At 44.6% G+C, this 22,682-nt stretch carries 19 protein-coding genes and 1 tRNA gene; 18 read left to right on the top strand and 2 right to left on the bottom strand.

The annotated features are described in order from the left end of the window. The first annotated feature begins 8 nt into the window (after positions 1–8). The 12 genes from ACYVL5_RS14945 (at position 9) to ACYVL5_RS14890 (ending at position 12,685) form a co-directional block, all read left to right on the top strand. On the top strand, positions 9–854 hold the full coding sequence (locus ACYVL5_RS14945; protein ID WP_460596376.1) for a 4-hydroxy-3-methylbut-2-enyl diphosphate reductase: 846 nt from the start codon (positions 9–11) through the stop codon (positions 852–854). A gap of 68 nt (positions 855–922) precedes the next feature. Beyond that, positions 923–2,677 (top strand): 30S ribosomal protein S1, encoded by a 1,755-nt coding sequence (locus ACYVL5_RS14940; RefSeq protein WP_460596375.1) that lies wholly within the window; start codon positions 923–925, stop codon positions 2,675–2,677. Positions 2,678–2,729: 52 nt separating this feature from the next. Next, the gene (locus ACYVL5_RS14935) at positions 2,730–3,011 is read left to right on the top strand and encodes an integration host factor subunit beta (protein ID WP_250678456.1); all 282 of its coding nucleotides are present in this window, start codon (positions 2,730–2,732) and stop codon (positions 3,009–3,011) included. A gap of 22 nt (positions 3,012–3,033) precedes the next feature. Continuing rightward, positions 3,034–3,120, top strand: a tRNA-Leu gene (locus ACYVL5_RS14930). A gap of 271 nt (positions 3,121–3,391) precedes the next feature. Further along, a complete protein-coding gene (locus ACYVL5_RS14925; protein ID WP_460596374.1) occupies positions 3,392–4,042 on the top strand; it encodes a hypothetical protein in 651 nt (216 codons plus the stop codon). A gap of 723 nt (positions 4,043–4,765) precedes the next feature. Continuing rightward, entirely contained in the window at positions 4,766–5,761 is a 996-nt protein-coding gene (locus ACYVL5_RS14920; protein WP_460596373.1) for a hypothetical protein, read from the top strand. 161 nt (positions 5,762–5,922) lie between these two features. Beyond that, positions 5,923–6,618: a hypothetical protein gene (locus ACYVL5_RS14915; RefSeq protein ID WP_460596372.1), complete on the top strand. Its 696-nt coding sequence runs from the start codon at positions 5,923–5,925 to the stop codon at positions 6,616–6,618. A 61-nt stretch (positions 6,619–6,679) separates the two neighbouring features. Further along, positions 6,680–8,131 carry a DNA primase family protein gene (locus tag ACYVL5_RS14910; protein WP_460596371.1) on the top strand — a complete coding sequence of 484 codons (1,452 nt, stop codon included), beginning with the start codon at positions 6,680–6,682 and terminating at the stop codon, positions 8,129–8,131. A 1,019-nt stretch (positions 8,132–9,150) separates the two neighbouring features. After that, a complete protein-coding gene (locus ACYVL5_RS14905) occupies positions 9,151–9,669 on the top strand; it encodes an HNH endonuclease signature motif containing protein (protein ID WP_460596370.1) in 519 nt (172 codons plus the stop codon). A 371-nt stretch (positions 9,670–10,040) separates the two neighbouring features. Beyond that, a complete protein-coding gene (locus ACYVL5_RS14900; protein ID WP_460596369.1) occupies positions 10,041–10,562 on the top strand; it encodes a hypothetical protein in 522 nt (173 codons plus the stop codon). 513 nt (positions 10,563–11,075) lie between these two features. Next, positions 11,076–12,098, top strand: a complete 1,023-nt coding sequence (locus ACYVL5_RS14895; RefSeq protein ID WP_460596368.1) for a hypothetical protein — start codon at positions 11,076–11,078, stop codon at positions 12,096–12,098. A gap of 47 nt (positions 12,099–12,145) precedes the next feature. Further along, positions 12,146–12,685: a hypothetical protein gene (locus tag ACYVL5_RS14890; RefSeq protein ID WP_460596367.1), complete on the top strand. Its 540-nt coding sequence runs from the start codon at positions 12,146–12,148 to the stop codon at positions 12,683–12,685. 82 nt (positions 12,686–12,767) lie between these two features. Here ACYVL5_RS14890 and ACYVL5_RS14885 read toward each other — a convergent pair whose 3' ends face one another. Then, on the bottom strand, positions 12,768–13,544 hold the full coding sequence (locus ACYVL5_RS14885) for a ParB/RepB/Spo0J family partition protein (protein WP_460596366.1): 777 nt from the start codon (positions 13,542–13,544) through the stop codon (positions 12,768–12,770). Positions 13,545–13,736: 192 nt separating this feature from the next. On the opposite strand from ACYVL5_RS14885, the gene ACYVL5_RS14880 reads away from it, so the two are divergent. From ACYVL5_RS14880 to ACYVL5_RS14870, 3 genes are all read left to right on the top strand, one after another. Continuing rightward, positions 13,737–15,998, top strand: a complete 2,262-nt coding sequence (locus ACYVL5_RS14880) for a hypothetical protein (protein WP_460596365.1) — start codon at positions 13,737–13,739, stop codon at positions 15,996–15,998. A 478-nt stretch (positions 15,999–16,476) separates the two neighbouring features. Continuing rightward, a complete protein-coding gene (locus tag ACYVL5_RS14875; RefSeq protein ID WP_460596364.1) occupies positions 16,477–17,925 on the top strand; it encodes a DUF5677 domain-containing protein in 1,449 nt (482 codons plus the stop codon). Further along, positions 17,918–19,033 (top strand): hypothetical protein, encoded by a 1,116-nt coding sequence (locus ACYVL5_RS14870; RefSeq protein WP_460596363.1) that lies wholly within the window; start codon positions 17,918–17,920, stop codon positions 19,031–19,033. Before ACYVL5_RS14875 ends, ACYVL5_RS14870 begins: the two co-directional genes overlap by 8 nt. 49 nt (positions 19,034–19,082) lie before the next feature. Here the strand turns inward: ACYVL5_RS14870 and ACYVL5_RS14865 are convergent, their stop codons facing one another. Then, a complete protein-coding gene (locus tag ACYVL5_RS14865; protein ID WP_460596362.1) occupies positions 19,083–19,418 on the bottom strand; it encodes a helix-turn-helix domain-containing protein in 336 nt (111 codons plus the stop codon). Positions 19,419–19,555: 137 nt separating this feature from the next. Here ACYVL5_RS14865 and ACYVL5_RS14860 point away from each other — a divergent pair, with 137 nt between their 5' ends. The 3 genes from ACYVL5_RS14860 to ACYVL5_RS14850 all read left to right on the top strand — a co-directional run bounded on the left by ACYVL5_RS14860 (position 19,556) and on the right by ACYVL5_RS14850 (position 22,156). After that, positions 19,556–19,882, top strand: coding sequence for a hypothetical protein (locus ACYVL5_RS14860; protein WP_460596361.1), 327 nt, complete (start codon positions 19,556–19,558; stop codon positions 19,880–19,882). Positions 19,883–19,953: 71 nt separating this feature from the next. Then, on the top strand, positions 19,954–21,054 hold the full coding sequence (locus tag ACYVL5_RS14855; RefSeq protein WP_460596360.1) for a hypothetical protein: 1,101 nt from the start codon (positions 19,954–19,956) through the stop codon (positions 21,052–21,054). A 217-nt stretch (positions 21,055–21,271) separates the two neighbouring features. Next, positions 21,272–22,156, top strand: a complete 885-nt coding sequence (locus tag ACYVL5_RS14850) for an ArdC family protein (protein WP_460596359.1) — start codon at positions 21,272–21,274, stop codon at positions 22,154–22,156. Positions 22,157–22,682: the final 526 nt, after the last annotated feature.

Below are 22,682 nucleotides of genomic sequence, written 5' to 3'. Positions count from 1 at the left end.
AGGATCTCATGGAAGTCATTCTCGCGAAGCAGGCAGGGTTCTGCTTCGGCGTTAAAAGGGCCACTCACCTGGCCTTCGAAGCCGCCGACAAGGGTGGCGAAACCTACACGCTCGGTCCCATCATCCACTCCCCGCAGGTCGTACAGCGGTTGGAGGAGATGGGGGTGGTTGCCCTCCAGGACGTGAAGGACGTCGACAAGGGGACCATCATCATCCGCTCCCACGGGGTCACCGCCGAGGAGCTGGAGGCCGCGGTCTCCCGCAGTCTCGAGGTGGTGGACGCCACCTGCCCGTTCGTCAAGAAGGCGCAGGAGCACGTGGCGAGCCTTTCGCGCGCCGGCTACGACGTGGTCGTGGTGGGCGACGCCGATCACCCGGAGGTGCAGGGGATCGTCTCCTACGCCACCGGCCGCGTCTTCGTGGTCGGCTCCGGCGAGGAGGCCGAGAAGCTTCCCCGCATGGCCAAGATCGGCGTGGTGGCCCAGACCACCCAGTCCTTCGAGAACCTGCAGAACGTGGTCACCGCCTGCCTCAGCAAAGGTGGCGAGATCCGCGTCTACCACACGATCTGCGACGCCACCGCCGTACGCCAGGAGGAGGCCAAGGCCCTGGCCGGCAAGGTCGACTGCATGATCGTGATCGGCGGCTACAACTCCGCCAACACCAAGCGCTTAGCCGAGGTCTGCTCGGAACTTTTGCCGCGCACCCACCACATCGAGATCGCCAGCCAGCTCGACCCGGCCTGGTTCGACGGTGTCGAGAAGGTCGGGGTCACCGCGGGGGCCTCGACTCCGAAATGGCTGATCGACGAGGTCATGGACAGGATTAAAGAAATCGACCGAGAAAGAGGTTGACACATTTTTCATATGTGCTAAATTAGCCCGATTTTACAGGGAGAATAAACTAGGGGGTACAGGCTCTGATGGGTGATGAAAAACAGATGTACAAGAAAAAAGATATGCCGATTAGGCGGTTACACGATAACGACGAGGATATGGAGCAGTCCGAGCAGGGCGGCGAGTTCGCCGACCTCTTTCAGGATAGCCTGAGGCAGCCGCAGAGCGGCGAAGTCGTCAAGGCGGTGGTCGTTCAGATCGAGCAGGACGTGGTGCTGGTCGATGTCGGTTACAAGTCCGAAGGCGCCATCCGCATCGCCGAGTTCATCGACGAGAACGGCGACCTGACCGTCAAGGTCGGCGACGAAGTCAACGTCTACTTCGAGCGCGGTGAGAACATCCGCGGCCACATGGTCCTCTCCAAGAAGAAAGCCGACTCCCAGGTTGCCTGGGAGAAGATCGCCGCTGCCGGCGAAGGCGGTGTCATCGAAGGGCGTATCACCGGCAAGGTGAAGGGCGGCATGACCGTCGATGTCGGGGTCGAGGCTTTCCTCCCCGCTTCCCAGGTCGACCTCCGTCCCGGCGGCAACATGGACCGCTTCATCGGCCAGAGCTACCAGTTCCGCATCCTCAAGATGAACAGAAAGCGCGGCAACCTTGTCCTTTCCCGTCGCGTGCTGCTCGAAGAGGAGCGCGATAAGGCAAGGACCGAGACCCTCGCCACCCTCAAGGAAGGCGACATCGTCAACGGCGTCGTGAAGAACATCGCCGAGTACGGTGCCTTCGTCGACCTGGGCGGCGTGGATGGCCTGCTGCACGTAACCGACATGTCCTGGGGCCGTCTGGGCCACCCGTCCGAAATGGTCAAGGTGGGCGACACCGTCAAGGTCATGGTGCTGAAGTTCGACCGCGAGAAAGGGAAGATCTCCCTGGGCCTCAAGCAGACCGTGCCCGATCCGTGGCTCAACGTCAACGAGCGCTACACCGAAGGCGAGCGCGTCCGCGGCAAGGTGGTGAGCCTCACCGACTACGGCGCATTCATCTCGCTGGAAGACGGCGTCGAAGGTCTCGTCCACGTCTCCGAGATGTCCTGGACCCGCCGCGTACGTCACCCGTCGGAAATCCTCAAGGTGGGTGAGGAGGTCGAAGCGGTCATCCTGGGTGTGGATCCCAGCAACCGCAGGATCTCGCTGGGCCTCAAGCAGACCGAGGTAAACCCCTGGACCGTGATCGGCGACCGCTACCCGGTCGGCACCAAGATCGAAGGCCAGATCAAGAACATCACCGACTTCGGCGTCTTCATCGGCATCGAAGACGGCATCGACGGCCTGGTCCACGTCTCCGACATCTCCTGGACCCGTCGCGTGAAGCACCCGGGCGAGCTGTTCAGCAAGGGCCAGACCGTGCAGGCGGTCGTTCTCAACATCGACGTCGAGAACGAGAGGCTGTCCTTGGGCATCAAGCAGCTGGTTCCGGATCCGTGGGACGAGATCCCGAGGAAGTACAAGACCGGCTCCCGCGTGAACGGCAAGGTCACCTCCGTCACCGACTTCGGCGTCTTCGTCGAGATCGAGGAGGGGATCGAAGGTCTCATCCACGTCTCCGAGCTGTCCCACGAGAAGGTCGCCTCGCCGAAAGACTTCGCCAACGTCGGCGACGATCTCGAAGCGGTCGTCCTCAACGTGGATACCGTCGAGAAGAAGATCGCTCTCAGCATCAAGGCGCTGCAGTCCGCCATTGAGAAAGCCGAGATGGCCTCCTACATGGGCTCCCAGGGTGAGGCTACCTCCAGCTTCGGCGACCTTCTGAAAGAGAAACTGAAGAAGAGCACTGAGGAGTAGGTCAATTCGCCGGCAGGTACAATTTAATCAGCAGGACATTTGAGGTGTGACTATGACTAAAAGCGAACTGATTGACAAGCTGGTGGAAGTGCGCGGCTCCCTCTCCCGCAAGGAGTCCGAGGCCGTCGTCTCCATGGTCTTCGACGCCATGAGCGAAGCCCTCACCGCGGGTGACAAGGTAGAGATCCGCGGGTTCGGCAGCTTCACCATCCGCGACCGCGAGCCGCGGGAGGCGAGGAATCCGAAGAGCGGCGAGATCGTGAGCATCCCGTCGAAGAAGACCCCCTTCTTCAAGACCGGGAAGGACCTTCGCGAGCGCGTCAACAATCTCTAAGCGGTCGTGAGACCGTTAGCGGGCCCGGATGGCGGAATCGGTAGACGCAAGGGACTTAAAATCCCTCGTTCGCAAGGACGTGCCGGTTCGACCCCGGCTCCGGGCACCACAAAATACAAGTAAATACAAGTAGTTATGGAAGGGCTATGCTAACCACATAGCCCTTCCTTATTTCAGATGTAGATGTTGACGCAGATTTTGACGCAGGTGTGTAGCAGTGATGTCCCCTGGTCTAGCGAGACCTTTACAGGTCCCAGCAACCTAGAAGGTTACCGATTCCGCATAAGCGAGAAACGGCAGCTACGTATGATGACGGTTTCTTTATAGACATTGATATGTTAGCTTTGGGAGGGGTAACTACGGTTCAACAGGAGTGAATGATGGGTAATGCTGTAAATGCTGAGGATAAAGGTATTGTCAAAGTAAGTATTGGTCGGCTAATTACGATTTTTAGGACTTTTGTGTACATCGTATTTCACCCTGTAACCTTCTTCTCCAAAAAATTTCCAGACTCATGGACTAAGGACGCAATATACTATTACCTTGTTAGCTATGCCTTGTTCGTTTGGCAATTTAGCGCAGCCATTAAACATATTGCTCGCAAAATTGCGCCAAATCAGGATTTGACTCAACAACTTGAGTTTCCACAGCCCTTGAGTATCACAGGAATAACCTCGCAGACGTTGCAACTAACGATGGTTATAGTTCTGCCGATGTTCTTAATCCTAAAACTGTCCAATCGAAATTTAAAAGTACAGAAAGTACTGAATATCCTTTGCTATGTATTCGGGACTGCTAATATCCTGTTTATTATTCCGATTCAATTCTACATGCCAACGCGGTTCTATCATACTCAGTCGGCTGTGGCTTCCCTTCTGGTGTTTTCGACAATTGGGTATTCCATCATTTTGCTTGGCATATCAATACGGTGGGCGTTTCTGTTGACTGCAAAGCGAACCACCTTTTATGTAGCCCTTTATTTACTCACGGAAGCTTTAATGGTGACCGCTTTGTCAACCCTTGCCGTTTAGCGAACAATCGGGGCTACCCTCGAAGCACTACACATTCGGGTTTTGTACCGATCCTGCCAATTACCTATGTTGCCAGTAGGTATATAATATCAATTAGTTAGGGTTTGTCTTGCTAAAAGGGTAGCTCTAACTGGCTCAGAGGTGCTTCCTGTCATCGCAAAAGTAACTTGTTGGCTTGGTGTCTCCCCCTAAATTACTAAAATAACTAAATACCATAATGGTCTGTTGGGCTAACATGTGCTAAACAGATGGGGCTGTTGCGTCACTGGTCTACCCGATATAGACGGCTGTCTGCTTCTTGGCGCACCTTCAATTATGACGCCGCTTCGCTCCTCGTTGGGGTAGGAGGTTGGAGCATGGATATGGTTGGATAGGTCGGTGGTCGTTGTCGCCGTTAGTCTGGCTGTTGATGTCATCGTTCGACTATGGTAATGGTGTCCTGTCCTGTTGGTCTCGATTGGAGGATGGTGCTAGGGGCTATCAAGGCTATCGCCTTGTTCGGCCTCAGTCGATCATTTGCAAGCAAACGATCTCCTTCGGTCCGAGCCACTGAGATACAGGTAAGTATGCTTTATTCCGAGATGTTCTGGTAGGCGATTATTGTGGAAAGGTGGTTGGTTTTGCGTCAATGTTCGCGTCAGGTGAAGTTAAGTACCTGATATTATGTTGGTTGTAAGGGATATATACTCCCTTCTTTATTTATATTGTGAATAGGTGATGTCAGTGAAAGATAACAATAAGATCATACAAGAGGTGCTAAAGGATTTGTTGGTAGCTAGAATGGATCTGCAACCAGGTGAGTTTTTATACCATAGTATTGAAGACGTAAACTCTATAAAACGTAAGTTTACATATACTTTTATGATAAGATCTTTGATGCAAAAGCCATCGTCAATTCCTTTGTCAATAGAAAAACTTGGTGAGATTAAGTTCGAATCTAATGAATTGGTAGAAAAATACAATTATGTTGATAATATTATTCCGATAAAAGGAAAGCTCAAAGCTTCATTCAAAGATGTTATGAGGTGGAAAGAAGAAAAGTATATAAACGTAATACGAAAGGATGTGGAAAATCATGTCAATATGTTGGTAGAAAGTGAGCTAGCCCTCGTAACTGGTACAAACGAAGGTGACTCATCTGTTCATAATTCAATTGGTGATGTTAATGATGAATATTTGTATTATCTGAAACATGTATTTAAGTACCAGCTTGAGTTTGCTTTGCGAACAAAGAACATAACCGGTCAGCAACTAGGAGTTTACACTCAACTCGCAGATCCAAAAAATATTGATTCTATTGTAAATGATATGTTATTTACAAAAGCTATACCTTTCACGTTTAACTTTAACCCACTGAAACCACTAGAGATTTCTCTCAAAGAAGTGGAAGCCTTCAAGGCTGATTTGGAACTATTTATGGAGTGCCATGCAGCTTGTATGAAAAAACTCGAGTATTTAGGTGCGCTTATAGACTACCCCAAGGATGTGGATGGTAGGTTTAAGTATCGTAAAAATCTTCAAAAATTGTTCGAGACCTGGCAGCGTTATCTTGATGCTTATGATTACAATGAAAGCGGCGTGTCGCTAGAGGAAATATACAAGAGACTCCATGGCAGCAAGGTGGTGTCAGATAGTGATAAAATTATTAAGTCGTACTTAGGCTATGCAAGGCGTTACATTGCCGCTGTTGAGAGTGGTACTTTCCCGCATATAGAATAAGGAACATTCCCATTCCCACCTTTCCAAATGCCGTCTAAGACCGCTGAGCTGGAACTCAGTCTTCCGAGACTCAATTCCCCGTACAGACCCCTTCCAAAAATATACTCTGCCTTCATACGAAGCTGGTTAGCCAGCAATCAAACCACAGGAGGCAGTAAACAATGAATGACGCAAAACACAACATCCCCGCAGTAGGCACCACCACCATCGCAAACCAGATCGCCGACATCGAAGAAAAGCTTGATGCCTTGAAGGGATCAACGGACCCCACCGACAAAGTGGTGATCGTAGCCCTTGAGGAGCAGCTGCAAAAGCTTAAGGAGCAGGACTGCATCGAAAGCACAGGTTCACCTGACCATCAGGGTTTGGAACAGAAAGAGGCAGATCAGCCTGAATCCAAAGAAGATGATCTTCAACTCCCAATCACGGATTTAGTAGCATCGGCAGCCACTGTCGCCGAAGTCGTGGTCCAAGTGAACACGGCAGCAACACAAGTCATAACACTGACTGATGACGATGCTGATGATTTCCTCGATTGGAAAGCAAACAAGCGTAACCGTAGAATCACGAAACTGAGTAAACCTTATGGCCAAGATGTCACTTCAAGGCGAAATACTCTTGTCCTAAGAAGGGTTGATTGCGACGCGATTGCGCCTGATGAGGATGTGCTGGCCTACTTGATCATCTACGGTTTGAAGAAGCCCAGTACTCCTGAAGGGAAAAAAGTTCAAGTTACCGAAGCCGACATCAAGGCGTATCTTTCGCTCGATTACGACTTTCTAGCAACGCCAACCCTCGAAGCTTTAACTGAAAAAGCAAAGGAATTCGGTGAAGCGGGAGATGCTGGCGAGGAGTAGAACATCCATAAGGAACGGGAGAGGGGAGCATTTTGCTCCTCTCTTTTTATAGGAGATTTAAATGGACATCTCGAAATTGATCGAGTTGGGCATACCGTCAATGGACGGTTACAAAGTGAAGCAACTGGGACCTACAACAAAAACTAAACCGCTCGTGCTGTCTGAGGACGAGTCCATGACCGATTATGGGAATGGTCAACGGTTTATCCACCAACACGGCGAGAAAGTGCTGTTTTGCAACCAAGAGAACTCATGGTACATCTGGAACGGAAAGACGTGGCAGTCGGACAAGAACAAGCAGATCGAGGTGTACGCCCAGCTCACGGCAAAGAGCATCTTCGCTGAAGTGGAAAAACAGAAGGACCCAAAGTATAAATCAGATCTCCAGAAGTGGGGACGGAAGAGTCTCGATAATGCCAAACTAAAGAAGATGCTCCTGTCAGCAAATGTCCATTTACCGGTTTCATCTGAACAGTTTGATACTCATGGGTGGCTTTTGAACGTTGGCAACGGGACGGTGGACTTGAAGGCCGGCAAACGCTTACCCCATAGGCGGGAGGATCTTAACAGTAAGATAACTAAGGTTGAGTACCATGAGGATGCTGTCAGCCCTGTTTGGTTGGATTTCTTGGACCGGATCTTTGCCGGGAATGTTGACCTGATTCGTTTTGTGCAGAAGATGGTTGGGTATTGTTTGACCGGGGATGTTAGCGAGAAGTGCTTCTTTGTCCTCCTCGGGGAGAATGGGGATAATGGCAAGACGGTTTTTATAAATGTCCTGATGTCGCTGTTGTCGGAGTACGGGACTAACATGCCGATTGATACGTTGTTGCAGAAGAAGCCTGGTAGTCAGAGCAATGATATTGTTCGACTTAAAGGTGCGCGGTTTATATCGTGCTCCGAAGCCAACAGGCAGTACAACTTTGATGAAGCTCTGGTGAAGAGGTTGACCGGTAGCGACCCGATCACGGCGAGAGCATTGTACAAGGACTACATAACTTTTACGCCAGTTGGGAAGATAGTCATTGCGACCAATCGGATGCCGAGGTTCGATAAGACCGATAGAGCTTTTGATAGCCGATTGAAGATGATCCCCTTTGATGTGACCATCCCGAAAGAAGAACAGGACAGGACGCTATTTGACAAACTAATGGAGCAGGCGGATGGTATCCTGGCGTGGGCCGTAAAGGGGTGCTTGATGTGGCAAAATGAAGGCCTGGGGCCTGTTCCAACTGAGGCAATACCGGAGGGAGGGGTCCAGCTAGTATGTAGCGTAGAGGGATTTCTCGCGACATGCTGTGACCATGGAGCCAACCTGACTGTCTCCCACGCGGATCTCTATAGGACGTATCTCTTGTACCACCAGACCATCGGTGATGGGACTCAGCCTTTAGCGAGCAGCGCGATGGGGACAGAACTAAGCCGGTTAGGTATCCCCGTTGGGCATGATAGAGATGGCAATTACCGAGTGGGTATTGATCTTAAGCCAGCAGTAAAAGAAGCCCAACGGTAACAGCCGGGATGCTAAATCTTAGAGCTGATAACAAGAAGGCTCCCCCAACGGAGCCTTTTCTCATTGTTCAACCGGTACTACTGATCTCTATGTGAACCCTGTGAAGGCTAAAGTCAGAAAAAAATATATTTTTTTATATGAAGTAATAATTTTTTAAAATTTTAAGTTATTCCCTTCACAGCCTTCACGGAAGAGTGCCTGGGTCCAATACTGTTTCTCCCGATAGCGATAATCCCTGAGAGAGCAATATCCACAAATATTGCGATTGTTGAGAATTATTCCCAACTTGAACTTTTGCGCTAACAGCTATTATGTAACATTCGCTAGTCCCATAAATGGGAAAAGCAATATCACCGAGATATTGCCAAGTCAGAAATTGCTATTAATTATGGTTACTCCAAAACCCCATGCTCTGAGTTCAAAATACTGGTTCAACCCGGAGCATTCTTTATCCCTGGTCTAGTATCGCCATTACGCCCATCTTGGCCGCTACCAGTCATGCTCTTACGGTAATGGCTATCCTTCTCTGTTCTCCCCCTGGGTGCAACCGATAGGACTGACTTTGATCCTCCCTCTGTCCTGATCCCTAGGAGATTTGGCAGCGTTGAGGCTGCCCTCTATACGGGTCAGAGCTAATAGCCTTTCGTCGTTATTCCCGATATGGAACGTCAGCTCCGACGCTGACCTCTATGGTGGTGCTTCTCCTCAAGGCTGATGCCCTATATCCATACTACGCGTTCCCTTGCCCATGCTCGCTCTCTTGTTATGTTAATAACTACCTGCAAAAAAAGAAGTGAAAATTGTAAATCGTCTTACGTTTTAAGGCCCAGAAAACAATTTGGGCTGCTGGGAAATGAATCAATAAATGATGATTGATTTCACGGATCTTTGAGTAAATGTAGAAGAAAGACCCGACCAAGTGTCCAACCAGAGCAGTTTTTCATCTAGAGCAGTATTGCCCCTTATTAACAGGTAACTGGTCAATGATCAGAAATCCATAAATAAGGTTGGTAACAAAAATGAACGAAGTAGTACAAATCACAGATGCAGCGAAGAAAGTCAAAGATTATGAAGGGTACGCAATAACCAAAAACGGAGTGGTGTATAGCCTACCAAGAAAAGGGGTAAAGAAACCTCGCCTGATGAAGCCAATCGCGAATATGAAGGCTGATTACCTCAGGGTTGCCCTTAGCAAAAATGGCAAAAACGAATTGGTCTACGTACACAGGCTGGTAGCCGAAGCTTATATTCCCAATCCACTAAATAAACCCATGGTAAATCATAAAAATGGGGTCAAGACGGACAATAGGGTGGAAAATCTTGAATGGGTAACTGGTGAGGAGAATAGGCTTCATGCGTTTGAGTTGGGGTTATATCCAATGCAGAAGATTCACCCGTCTCAGAAGAAAGATGTTTATGATATGGTGGTTAAAGGTGTTCCAGTAAAAAAGGTAGCAGAGATATATGGGCTTAAACCTAATAGTGTTTATACGCTAGTTAGCCGCTTTAGAGTGGCGCAGTTAAGGCTGGCAGCATAGCCAGATCGTGAGGAGGTGTGGAGCAAAATCCCCACCTCTTTTCGTTTAACATAATGTTCCTAATAGCGATAAGAACCCATCAAGTCAGACCAATAGCCAGATTCCATATGTTGGCTCCACTAGTTGCCAAACCGAACCCCAGCCTTGGTGTGGCTGGGCAGGTAAAGATCTGCTAGAAGTCAAATATGGAAGCTTGATGGTGCCTCACTCTTGGAATAGGGCAGAACCATTATAATCAACGAAAGACTCCAGCATAAACCTAAGACCATTCCTCTTCCAAGAGCAATCTCTTTGTGATATAAGAGGCCACAATGAAGATGAGAGGGTCTTATTTAATTCGCTAAGATAGGTTGAGGCTAAGGAGGTGTTCAATGTATGGACGAGAGCCAAATGATTTCACAGCAGACATCCAACTGTCAGATCAAGATATTCTAGACCTAAGGTTGCTTATAGCATCGCAACGGAAAAGATTAGTGAGATTATCCTTGGAAATAAGAAGGATGGGCGAATGTAGAGAGGGGAAGCGCGCTAACCTTCTAGATCAGTTGCACCGTGAACGAGTTGCTTTGGAGGATATGGAATATGCTCATATTGTTGCGGTAAAAAATAACACAAAATACATGGATACGCAGTGCCAATATTCAATTGAGTTAGAAGAATTGTACTTCGAAGACCTAGAAAGAATTAACGCCAAAATTGCGGCTTTAAAGGCCCAAGATGAGCCTGAATTTCTCCTTGTTCGAATTCGTAATATGCTTGCTGATTTCATGGGCCAAGTTGAATTAAGAATGATAAGTGAAGATAGACAAAAAAGATATATGTCAGGAAAAGGGATTGCCGGTTCAAAAGTAGATGACCGTTGCATGGACCTCACCAAGGCAAGGTTGTCATAACCTTTAATTGACTATCACCACTCGAAATATAGGTAAAATTTGGTGATCCCACTTCAGTGAAGGGATAATCACCCGATACCGGAGAAAACTATGAAATCAGAGGGCGTTCGAAGGCTGTCACTGCTTATTGGAACTATTTGCTGTGTCCTGTGGGCTATTTTTGCCATAGTTCTCGTGACGGACGCTCTGCGCAGGACGCCCATTGGATATGACGATTTGTTTGTCGCGGTGTTTGGATTAGGCATCACTTTCTTCGGTCCCTACTTTCTGGTAAGGGGTATAGCGTGGGTCGTGGAAGGTTTCAAGTCTGGTGATGCAAAATAAGGCTTGTAGTAATATTTGTATTGCTAGGCCCAGCCCTTGAGGTATCCCTTTGTGCAATAAGACCCTATCCATGCCAGACCAGGAGCATCACCATGATACTCTACCAGAAAAAAATAACAGGAATCCGTCTCCTTGTTTGACAATTGGTAAAGTGTTTGAATGTCCGCGCCCTAAACGGGAGGAGGAGTTATGAACATTGATTCGAACCCGGATAACGCTGATTGGCTACAAATAATGCGAGCTAAACGCATTGCTGAACAAATTCCCAATGGGAAGCAAATATGGGAAGCGGCGCTCAGAGAAGCAAATGGCAGTAAGAGCGGTGCACTCATGGCATTTTACAACCTTTTGTCTGAGGCAGGAGTTGATTACGAAGCCTACCTTAAAGGTTTGCATCCACCTAACAACCCTCGGATAAAGGGAGATGGTTTCATGTCGATTTCTGATCACTTTCTTAAGTTAGGTGCCAAAGCTCAGGAAGGGAGTAAACCTCGTTGTCACCTTTTAACGCATGGGGGCAAAAGGGAGGTTGCACAGCGGTTAGCTCAGTTAATCACAGGCGTTGGTACAGTCAACTGCACAGACAGATGGATGCCAGTAGGTTTCGATGAAATAACTGAGGCTGAGTTAGATAAGGCTGAAAACCTTCTTGGTAAAGAACACCGAGATGAACTGCGAAACTGGTGGCTGAAGGCCGGTGGTCCAAAAACGAGGACTCCTAACTGGGATATTGTCAGTACATGCACCGTCAATGGTAAAAAAGGTTTTTTGCTCATTGAGGCTAAGGCTCATGTTAATGAGCTGAAAAATGAAGTGAAAGGTAAACAACTAGAATCTAATGCTTCACCGAATAGTAAGCTAAATCATAAAAATATTGGGATCTGTATTGATGTAGCATCAAAAGAGTTATCCTACGCAACTAAACAATGTTGGAATCTTTCTCGTGATTCGCATTATCAGATGGCAAATAGATTTGCATGGGCCTGGAAACTGACACAGTTAGGTTACCCAGTTATACTAGTGTACCTGGGTTTTCTTCAAGCGAATGAGATGAAGATCCCATTCAACGAGGAAAGATCGTGGTCAGAAGAAGTTTTTAACCACAGCAAGCCGTTGTTTCCGCAGCAAATATGGGGCCTGGAACTGTCTGTGAATGGCCAATCTTTTATTCCCCTAATTCGGACTAGTAAACAGAAGCTTGAACTTTCATAGTGGTAGAAACATATGAAAAGTGCACCAAATATAGAGGAATATAAATTATGAATTTAGGTGAGGAATTAGTCGCTACATACTTGGAGCATATTGAGGGGTGTAACTTTATCCAACAAAATGTTTATACTCCAGATGTGCAAGGAGAAATAGACGTCATTGGGATTAAGCTTGACAATCCTAAGTCTATTTATGTTTGCGAGGTTGCCGTTCATTTAACAACTGGACTCAGATACGTAAAGGAAAAACAACCTAATAATGTGAACAAGCTGTTTGAAAAATTCTCGAAAGACATAAAGTATACTAAGAAATTTTTTCCCGGCTATGATATGCATTTTATGTTGTGGTCACCAATTGTAAAGAGTTCCAAGGAAGGCTCCAAGCATAATCAAAGTAGAGATTTAGAAGAGTTACAGAGTATGATCTTTAAAGAACATGAGGTAGAACTTGAATGTATTGTAAATGAGAAATTCTATGAATGTATGGGCGAGTTAAGGGCTTATGCTAAACAAAAAACAGAAGAGTTAAGGTCCCCTGTATTGAGATTGATGCAAATAGAAGAGTACCTAAAGGCCCATATTGGCATATGATTTAAAGGAAAGCCCTATCACCCAAACAAAGGATAGGGCTTCTCTTGCATCAACATCCACGACTATCAATGCACTGATATGGCTAACTACCTATACTTGCAAGCTTATCTTGAATCTCTTGCAAAAGTTGCTGTAACTTCGACACCACTGCCTCCCTATCCTCACCAAGGGCTTCAACCTTAATCCCCTTGATATGCTCCATTGTGCTGTCAGCCACCTTTATAGTCTTCTCAGTGTCCTTAAGGCGGGGCCTCTTGATGGATTTCTTAGGTGCAGACAATTTGGCAATCAAAGCATCGTAGGCTTTCTGTTGAGCCTTAATGCTCTTTATCTTTGCAATCTCAAGCAAAGCATTCCGACTCAGATCCTTGTTGTGCCGAGCTTGATTCCTTACCTCTTCTTTGATCTTCATCAAATCAAGGATGATCGAGATAGTGTTTTGTGCCTTGCCAATGATGTCGCCTAATTGCTCTTGGGTATATCCGTGTTTCTCCTTGAGGTTGAAGATGGCCTCCGCTTCATCTATCGGATGAAGATCTACCCTCTGTATGTTGTCCACCAAGGCAATTTCATCGTACTTGGCACTCTCAATGAAAATACCGTTAATGTGGGTATGGCCTAAAGCGCAACATGCCCTGTATCTCCTTTCGCCAGCAACAAGAATGAGTTGTCCGTCCTGGTCCTTCCTGAAGAGGATAGGGGTTAGCTGGCCATGTGCCTCAATTGAAGTTTTAAATTCATCAATGTCCGATACCTCTATGTTTTTGCGTGGCTGGTCTGGATCTCGGTGGAGGTCGCTGATAGGGACAGAGTAGAGCTTACCTTTCTTGTAGATGGGTTCTTTGTTCTCGGCAGTCATCGAGCACCCTCCAAACTGAGATGTAAAAATGTTGCAGGAATATACTCGGTTTATTATATATTCGCAAGTATTAGATGGGTAAGGCTGGGTCTGCAAGGAAAGTCGGCTTGTGTGGCAAATATGGAGGCATGGCTGTGTGAATGTGCTTTCATTGTAGCGAATTGTTGTGGTATAAGATCGCAGGTGTTGCGTTTGGAAAAGATCAGATCTAGTTATGAGGTGGTTACGGTGAATCTATCGAATGATGATGGTCTTTTAAATCAGCCAGATTTAGAGTTTGAGGAGCGGTTGACAGAGTTGTTTTCTAAAGATATTTATCTGAATCCTCCTTTTGAAGCCCCTTCTAGAACAGTTATAGGGCAGGAACACCTCGGCGTTGAGCGTTTTATAGAGAAAAAGTGTAAACATGAAATACAGTATATTTTTGAGTTTTTTCGAGCCATTATAGGCTGGATAGAGGCTAATCCGACCAAAAAAAATCTCGGGGAAGCTATTAAATCAGTATATGAATGGAGTGAAAGAGAAGAGCCAGACAGTTATAATCTTGTCAATACAATAGAAGGTCATTCCAGTTTTTTAATGGAGATATCAAAGAAAAACCTATTGCCGATTTTTCTTGTGGCTCCGAAGGGGTCGGGAAAAACATTTTATCTAAATTACATTCTGAATAACTACACTTCTGACCTCTATGATAAAGGAATTATTTGGTATCGAGCGGATTTGGCGAAGGTCTATGAACATAAGATAAAAATAAAGCAGACTTATACAGTGAAGGATTATATATATGTTCAAATTGTATATGTAACGTTTAAATATCGGAATTCTCATTCTGTTTTTAAAGAAATATGGAGCCAGAAGAACAAAAAAATAATAAAACTATTATTCGAAAAATGGAACCAAAACAAAGAGTACAGGGAGAAGTTTAAGGCTCCCGACGATCTGCTTCATGAGTTCAAAGCTTTTGTGGCAAATGCTCTGAAAACAGAATCTAGGCGTAAACTGTCGAAAGGTAAGATTTATGAATTTGCTGAATCAAACAATTTATTTTTGACCTGTAGACTGTTGGCTGAGGCAATTATAGAGTATTTAGAGTCGAGTGGGTTTAGGACATTGATTATAGTAGATAGTTTAGATAATATTAAGTACCATAAGGACAGAGTAGTATATGAACGAATGATAGACGAAATTTCGTTGTATGCTTTCAGGGATGACAAGTTTGTAAATAATGAATATAATTTGTTGCTCTCGATGAGAGATGAAACCTACGCCCATCTTAGGTATAAGGCAAAGGAGCATTTTAATAACTATGCACCGGTTGAGTATAGAATTAAGGAGCACAACCTATTAAAGGTATTACAGAAGAAAGCGAGTGCTATTTCTGATGCTGCTAATAAACATTTTAGTTCAAAAAGAAATGATACAAAGGAAAAAATTCGCCTTTACCTAGATGTGGTGCAACAAGAACGTAAAAAAATAATACCGGGTTATGAACCGCAAAATAACACAGATGAATTAATGTCTCAGTACTTTGCTGAATTTATAGAGGAGGCTGACAGATTTATTACGAATATAAAAAATGCAATAAATTCAAGTATTGATGACAAAGAAAATAACATAAACGAAATAACCCTCCTTCGAAAGGTGTACAACAATAACTTGAGATTGTTTTTGAATAATTTTGTTAACATATTACTGTATAAAATGTTTTTTAAGGACAATAAACCTAAAATTTCAAGCGAAAGAGGATATGTCATTATTGAAGGCCAATTCCTCAATGGCATGTTGTATCTGGATTCACTAAACAACATGTCGGTCTTCGGTAAGTGTATACCTAATATTTTCTACTTTGATGAGAATAGAGATGTTGACGCATGGCACGGGCTGTGCGGACTGCGAATCCTTCAGTTCGTAAAAACCAAACGAACTGTTAAAGAGGTTACGGAGTATCTCTCTAAGCATTTTATGTACGATAAGAATCTGATAGAAGAAATATTGTTTAATCTGATGAACTTTGGCTTGATTGACTGTGTGTTTGTTCAGGATTCTAATGATCTCTATTATGTAGCCACCGAAAAAGCTCAATTCACTATAAAATATATTTTTAACGACCTTAATATTATGTATAATTTGGCGCTGGACACGCCCATGAATACTAGGTTCTCAGATAAAGGCGGTAAAAATTATATTGATATCCATAGCAATGTTCCTCGAATGTGGGAATACTATCCCGAAAATTGCATCTTAGCATCGCTGGTATTTATAAGGCATATTCTAACCAGGCATAATGATGAAATTAGGAGAATATCCCCCAATGAACGGGTGATGTTCGCTTTGCCTGCGCGGTTCCCTGAAAAATTAAGAGGGAAAATGATTGGGATTGCAGGTATTGTAAAAAACTTTAAGGATACCACTAGATATGAAAACCTTTTGGCCCAAGTTAAAGGCATGGTCTGAACCCTTTTTTAAATTGGCAACATTTTATATAGATAAGGCTTACATCTATCTTTTGGTTTTACAGTCAAGTAATTACTACAAATACCAAACTCATCGGCGCCTGGATATTAAAGTCTATCCGAAGATGAAAGTTGTTTTATACAATAACACAATATTGCCTCCAATCATTCAAAACGGTTCATTGCTCGAAAATGGATATATCCGTCACGTAATTTTTCCAGAGGATAGATACTATATATTAGTTAAATTAAGTAAGTATGACATCAAGTTAAACCTAGCAAGGATTCCGCTTAAACCATTTAATCACCTGATAGTGATCGCAGCAGTGTTGGTCTTTTTCGTTGCGTTGTGTGCCATTTACAAATTGGCTAAGTGCTTTGTCTGATAGGTGTTTAAGAACAAATGCCCAGTGTTGTGTTTAAAGTCATGTCCGACTGATCAGATGGCTAGGTGACCACCAAGGAGAGATTGTTTAACGATGACTGTAAGTCGGATAAAAGATCACAAAGTAAGAAGTGGCAGGGTGATTTCACCTTGGAACTTTAACCTGGGCAAAACGATGAAGCTCTCTTCTTGGGCCTTAAATAGGCTTCCTGAATACCTTTGGCTTGCCCTAATTTTGGACTATTACGGAAGAGAGCGCGGATTGGAATTAACTGCTGCGATTCTACATGATATTTCAACTTATGAAGAATCATTGGACACACCAAGATTGTCGAAGATACTATCGCTGCCTGTTAAAGAGCAAGAAAAAATATATAAATCGATTTTGAGAAATATAAGTAAGGAGGTTTTGTCCCCCTTGACAGCCGTAATAGATGGGGAAAAGAACGAAGTGTTTTGGTCATATTTCTATATTTTAAAATACTCCTTGGAAGAAAAGCTTTCAAAATTACAATCAATTTTAAAAGACAACTATTTCCATCAATCTAATGCAGCCACGGATGTTAGGTTTTTAGTTGTATGGAATATGATCTATCAGAAGAGGATCAAATTCGGCAGCGACTGCTCGGCGACAATTGAGGCGTTGACAGAGTATCCGATTACAAGCCATGAAGACGAAAAAATGCGCTCCTATCGCCCAATGGTTCGGGCGAGTGAAATGCAAATGGGAGAAAGTAATAAAGAATATTTAGAGAGGTTTTGGCGGGTTGTTTGCGCGCGGACAGAATGTAAGCTGTTTTTCATAGAGCATGAGGATGTTGATATGAATTATGATTCCTTTCTCGAAGATACTGCCGATGCACTAGATTATGTGTGGTGCAAGAGTAAGGTTGAGATATTGAGTAATGAAAAGCTTACCGTAATGATGTCATTGACTACCTACTGTTACAAAATTTTACATGAGGTGGTCACAAGCAAAATGGGTAAATCAATTTCAGCTAGATCCTCAGTGAGAATCATTGCTGAAGTTTTCATTATGCTAAAGTATCTTATAAAAATGTCACAGGAAAAACCCAACATCTGGAGTGAATACCAACAATATGGCATAGGAAAATATAAATTAGTATTGCTAAAAAGTAGAGAGGTTGAAGTTGACCCAGATTCTCATGTAGTGCCGGGGATAATTGAAGTGCTTGTGAATGAAGAAACATGGGAAGAGTTTATCGATGTTGATCTCAGGTATTTCGATCAAATGGGAATAAGAGAGAAAAGTATCTTTGTAGACGAAAAGGAGTTATTTGACTTGTTGTATGACTATGATTCAAGCTATGCGCACGGGCTGTGGGGGGCCGTTAGAGAAGCAGCCATGGTAAAATGTGAGAACCCTGCTCATAGGTTTCACAGCGTCCCGGATCTTTCGTTGAAGCAAAACTGTTCCGACGTTATCCCTGATATGGTCAAGCTTATGAAGCGGTCGCTTATGGTGCTGTCTGATCAGTATTCCCTTCCCCAGTGGTTTTGGGAGAAGCACAACTATGAATAAAACCTTTTTTTCTGATGAGTTAGCACAAATCCAGTATGGTTATCATGACCTGGTAATGCATGGGTTTGAGGTATTGAACTTAAATTACTTTTCTCACGAGAAGTGTTTATGGTTTGTTGATGAGTTATGTGGTTTTTGGCTTGAACGCAAGGAAATATTAAGGCACATCTGGAGCAGGGTTGTTGATGATAACGATTGTTTCATTTTATCGGCAGCCTTAAATTTGAAAATTGACAAAAATAACCATTACGCGTTTAGAGCAATAGGTGACTACCAGGTTTTGCATGATCCGTTTTTAAGGTTGGAAGGCTTGTTGAGAGCGCCATATGGAGCTGTTAACACTGAGGAAGTTGAGACCCAGTTTAGGTATATAATGCAGGATACCCTAAGCATTTTAAGGGAATTCCCGTCAGATTTTCACTTTATAAATATGGAACTAGTTTGGCCTTCGGAAGAGGATAAAATGGAGATAATAAATGCTGGCTTCGATGGTTTTATAAAGCATTTGTTCGAGGAGGATGATTCAAGTGTATTGCCTGCTAAATATCCAACCTATGATTTGATAGAAAAAAGGCTATTGCCCTGGTCACGTGTTGTACTGCATTTTAATAGCTCAGATGATGCTGATATATCCCTTGGGGAAAGGGTGGAAGCGTTTGTAAGGGTGCAACGTGCTGTAAGTGATAAGGTGACAGCAGGGAATGAGTATAACCGGTTTGTACTGGCCTTATTTTGCATGTTTTCTCAAGCAATGGACCCTATACTCTCCTGTTTGTCGTCCGGGTTGTATCCATTTTATCGTGGAGATGTCCCCGTTAGATATTTTTACCTCTTGATGCAAAATTTTATAGATAACGAAGGTTTTATCGATTTCATTGCCAAGACCAACGCTGCCTACTTTTTAGCAAACGGTATTGATCGTTTAAGCGTTAATAATGTCAGCTTTGAAGACTACAGTAAGTATATAGACGAGAAGCAACCATACTCTAAATTGCTCGAAACTCTTCGATGTGGTCATTCCGGTGTGATGAGATATAAGCCATCGGATATATCTGAGGCAGTAAAACCAATCCTAGAGATGATACAATCCGATCTTAATCTCTCATGATAATGGTACTATTGTAAGGTTGGCTTAAATCCCTTCTTTGTGTTCTTATCTACTCTCCTGCCCTTACCAACAGCTTTATCAATCCCTCCTGTATGTCCTCATCCCCAATTCCCCTAAAAGCCTTAATCAGCTTCTTCTCCCGATCAGATAGAGGTGGCCTATCATAGGTGTCTTCCTCAAAGAAGGCAGACGGTGGAACCTTGAGCGCATTGGCTACCCGTTGAAGCTTGTCTACGTTTAACATTGTAGATCCTGCTTCATATTTCTGGATTTGTTGGTAGCTCACTTCCACCATCTCCGCCAAACGCTCTTGGCTCATACCTGCATGCTTCCGTAACAACCTGATCTTCTCGCCTATTTCCTTACTGCTCAATATGTTAGCCATAGCCGCTGTTCCCCTTTGGGGGACAATACAACTAAGGGTTGTGGTGGACTACCAATGAGGATTAGATATATCTTGAAAAGTTCTAACCAGAGTTGTAGTATCCTCGGCATTTGCAATTGAAGAGCTTGGAGGGTGATGTGGCGATCATCAAGTGTCATGAGTGTGGAAGGGAGATATCCGATAAGGCATCAATTTGCGTTGGTTGTGGGTGTCCACTCGACGTAAAGACGGCAGATGTATCAAAAGAGGGTTGCGATGATGGATCGATGGTTGATGGAGATGGTCCGGCATGTGACCTAAATGATACGTCTAGGAAAGGCAATGTTACACCTTCGGGCTGTTTAGGTGGCATCGCTACTTTAGTTGGAATTGTTCTGTTTTTAATTTCCCCTAGCCTGAGTGTTCCTTATTTCTGTGCAATGGGCTTGCTTTTCTTTGGGACATGGGCGCTTCGGAAATTTTAAATTGCCACCTGAAGCCTGTGCCGTTGTTTCCTACGGTGATAGCTAGAATTTAATATATTGGAGGTAGTTTGATGAAATCCAAAGTCATTATTTGTTTTGCTATTCTTACCTTATGTGTTGGTGGGATAACCTGTGCCACAGCTGATGAGATTGGAAATAGGTTCGATGGTGGTGTTCAAAATGCAAAGAGTGGCTATATCGATTTGGCAATAACTGATTTTGAGGAAGTTATAAAGTTAACTGAAAATGATGTTAACAGGTTTTTTTCTTCCAAGGGAAGGATGATGGTGACCGAAGGTAATACCTTCAACGAACGGATTCTTTCGGCTAATGTGCGTGCCCATGAATATTTAGGTAAGCTATATATTCGTAAGTCTAACAAAGCTAAAAACAAAAAAGTATATAACAAAGGGCTCAAAGAGGTCAGCATTGCGTGTACTAGAGGCTCTTCTGCTGCTTGTTCATACAAGGATGAACTTAACTACTCTAAAAAGGTTGAGCATTTCGATATAATGAAAAAACAACTCAGAGATGGGAGTGGTAAACCTGCTAAAAACAGTGATACCAAGTCACCTGAATATAAGAAGCATATCTCGATAATGGCGGATGGTTTTGAGGTGGGTAGGCAAAATTTTATAGTTGGCGAATATGATGATGCTATTAAAGGATTAGATTTACTGCGAAGGTGGGCGCTGGATTATCCCAAGGAAGGTGAAATAGTCTTCCAACGTTCAACAAAAATAATATCTTATTGTTACCTTTATAAATACATGTCTACACATAACCCTAATTATTTGGATTTAGCTGACACATATATGAATATGTCATGCAAGCAGGGAGATAAGTGGTCATGTAAGGAGATTAAAATTGGAATTTTAAATGCAGCGCATAAGAAAGACTTTCTTACATCTGATCCGCAATATACTTTTAGGTCAGATGGAATTTTAAATTTGGGCGAAAGAGAAATAAGCCATGATACATCTGTATTGCTTTTAAATGCTGAATTGCAGGAAATATTAGGTAAGAAACCAGATGTAGTTGTTCTGGTCAATAATAACGAGTATGTAGACGGTAAATGCGTCAGAGAAGCAGTTACATATAATCCAAACGGAGAAGGTGCATCAGAACAAAGCAATTACTGCAAGAATTTGAAGAAACGTTACAAGCAATAATTAACATTATGTTCCTTGTAAGGATTGAGTTTAATTTATTCAGACCAAAGGATAGAATGAATATGTAGAAGTCGAACTGTTGGTAATCGCCACCCCACCCCCCAAATTAAGAGAGCCATGTCTATCGCAGATGTGGCTCTTTTTGCGTTTAAGGCTACCAGTCAGACCTATCGAAGAAGTCGGACCTTACGGTAAGCCAGTAAAAGGAGGAGTAACTATGTGTAAGGTCTACGATGTTGTCAACTCTCGGATCATGGAGCTGCTGGAGAATGGGACTATCCCATGGAGGAAGACATGGAACGTGGAGACCAACACCCCGAAGAACATGGTAAGTGGCAAAGAGTACAGAGGTATCAATGTCTTCATGCTTGGCTGTATGCCCTATGCCTCACCGTTCTGGTTGAGCTTTAAACAGGTGCAGGAAAGAGGTGGCCATGTCCGCAAGGGTGAGAAGTCGATGCCGGTGATCTTCTGGAAGTGGGTGGACCGCAAGGATACCGATGCTGCTGATAGTGAAGAGACTAATGGCAAGGGTAAGGTCCCGATCTTGCGATACTACAACGTCTTCAACTGGGAACAGGTAGAACGGATACCTTCACCGCTGACAACCGAGGCTATCACCAACCCATTCACTCCCATAGAACGAGCAGAGCAGATCATAGCCGGTATGCCTCTTAAGCCGAGGATCAACCATGGAGGTAATCAGCCCTCTTACTCCCCTGTCCTGGATTACGTCAAGATACCAGCCCCAGAAGCCTTTGTGTCCCCTCAAGAATACTACTCGACCTTATTCCATGAGCTGTCCCATAGTACCGGTCATGCCAGCAGGGTGGGGCGGAAAGGGATACTGGAGCCATCGTACTTTGGAAGCCACAGTTACTCCAAGGAAGAGCTTGTAGCTGAGATGGGTGCTGCCTTCCTGTCTGGAGTCGCCGGTATCGAGAATGGGACCATTGAGAATAGTGCTGCCTATATCAGTGGTTGGCTTAAGGCTCTTCGTGGTGACCGTACCCTATTGATCCATGCCGCAGCCCAGGCTCAGAAGGCCAGCGATTACATATTGAACAGAAAAAGAGAGGAAGAACAAACCGCAGAAGTATGATTATCCCACCAAATATCTCCGAAGTCTCCCAGTAGTATTCCTTCCAAAGAGATCGGCGCGCCGATGTTCTGAATGTAATTACCTGTATTTGCGTAAGAAGTTTGAGATTGAGTAGTATCTCTGAATGGTAATAGTTGTAATCTTTGTGACTGTTTACTCTGGTTGGTACGTATGCCATACCATTACCCAGAGGATTTTCTGATTTGTTATGTAGTTCTAACAAGTTGCCATCCTTTAAAGGCTTACACTCCAATTCACCGATTATCCTATAAAGCAAGTACCTCCCACCTGTTATATCCCGCACGAATCCACAGCACCACGTAACAACAGACCATCCTTCAAACTCCACATTTGCCCTACAGAGTCTTTTCTTTGTTGGACCTAGACAAACCCATTTGTCAACCGCCAAGGTTATTTGCCACCCCCGTCGCCAAAGTTATTTTCCAGTTTAAGCGGTCAGCGGGAGTTCCTGAGTTAAGTTGTCGTGGTCTTCTGAGGGCGGCTCCTCCTGCGGTATGACTCCCCC

This window comes from Geomonas sp. Red276 (assembly GCF_054784495.1).
The sequence above is the reverse complement of the archived record's forward strand: the minus strand, read 5'-3'. Positions and strand labels throughout refer to the sequence as shown.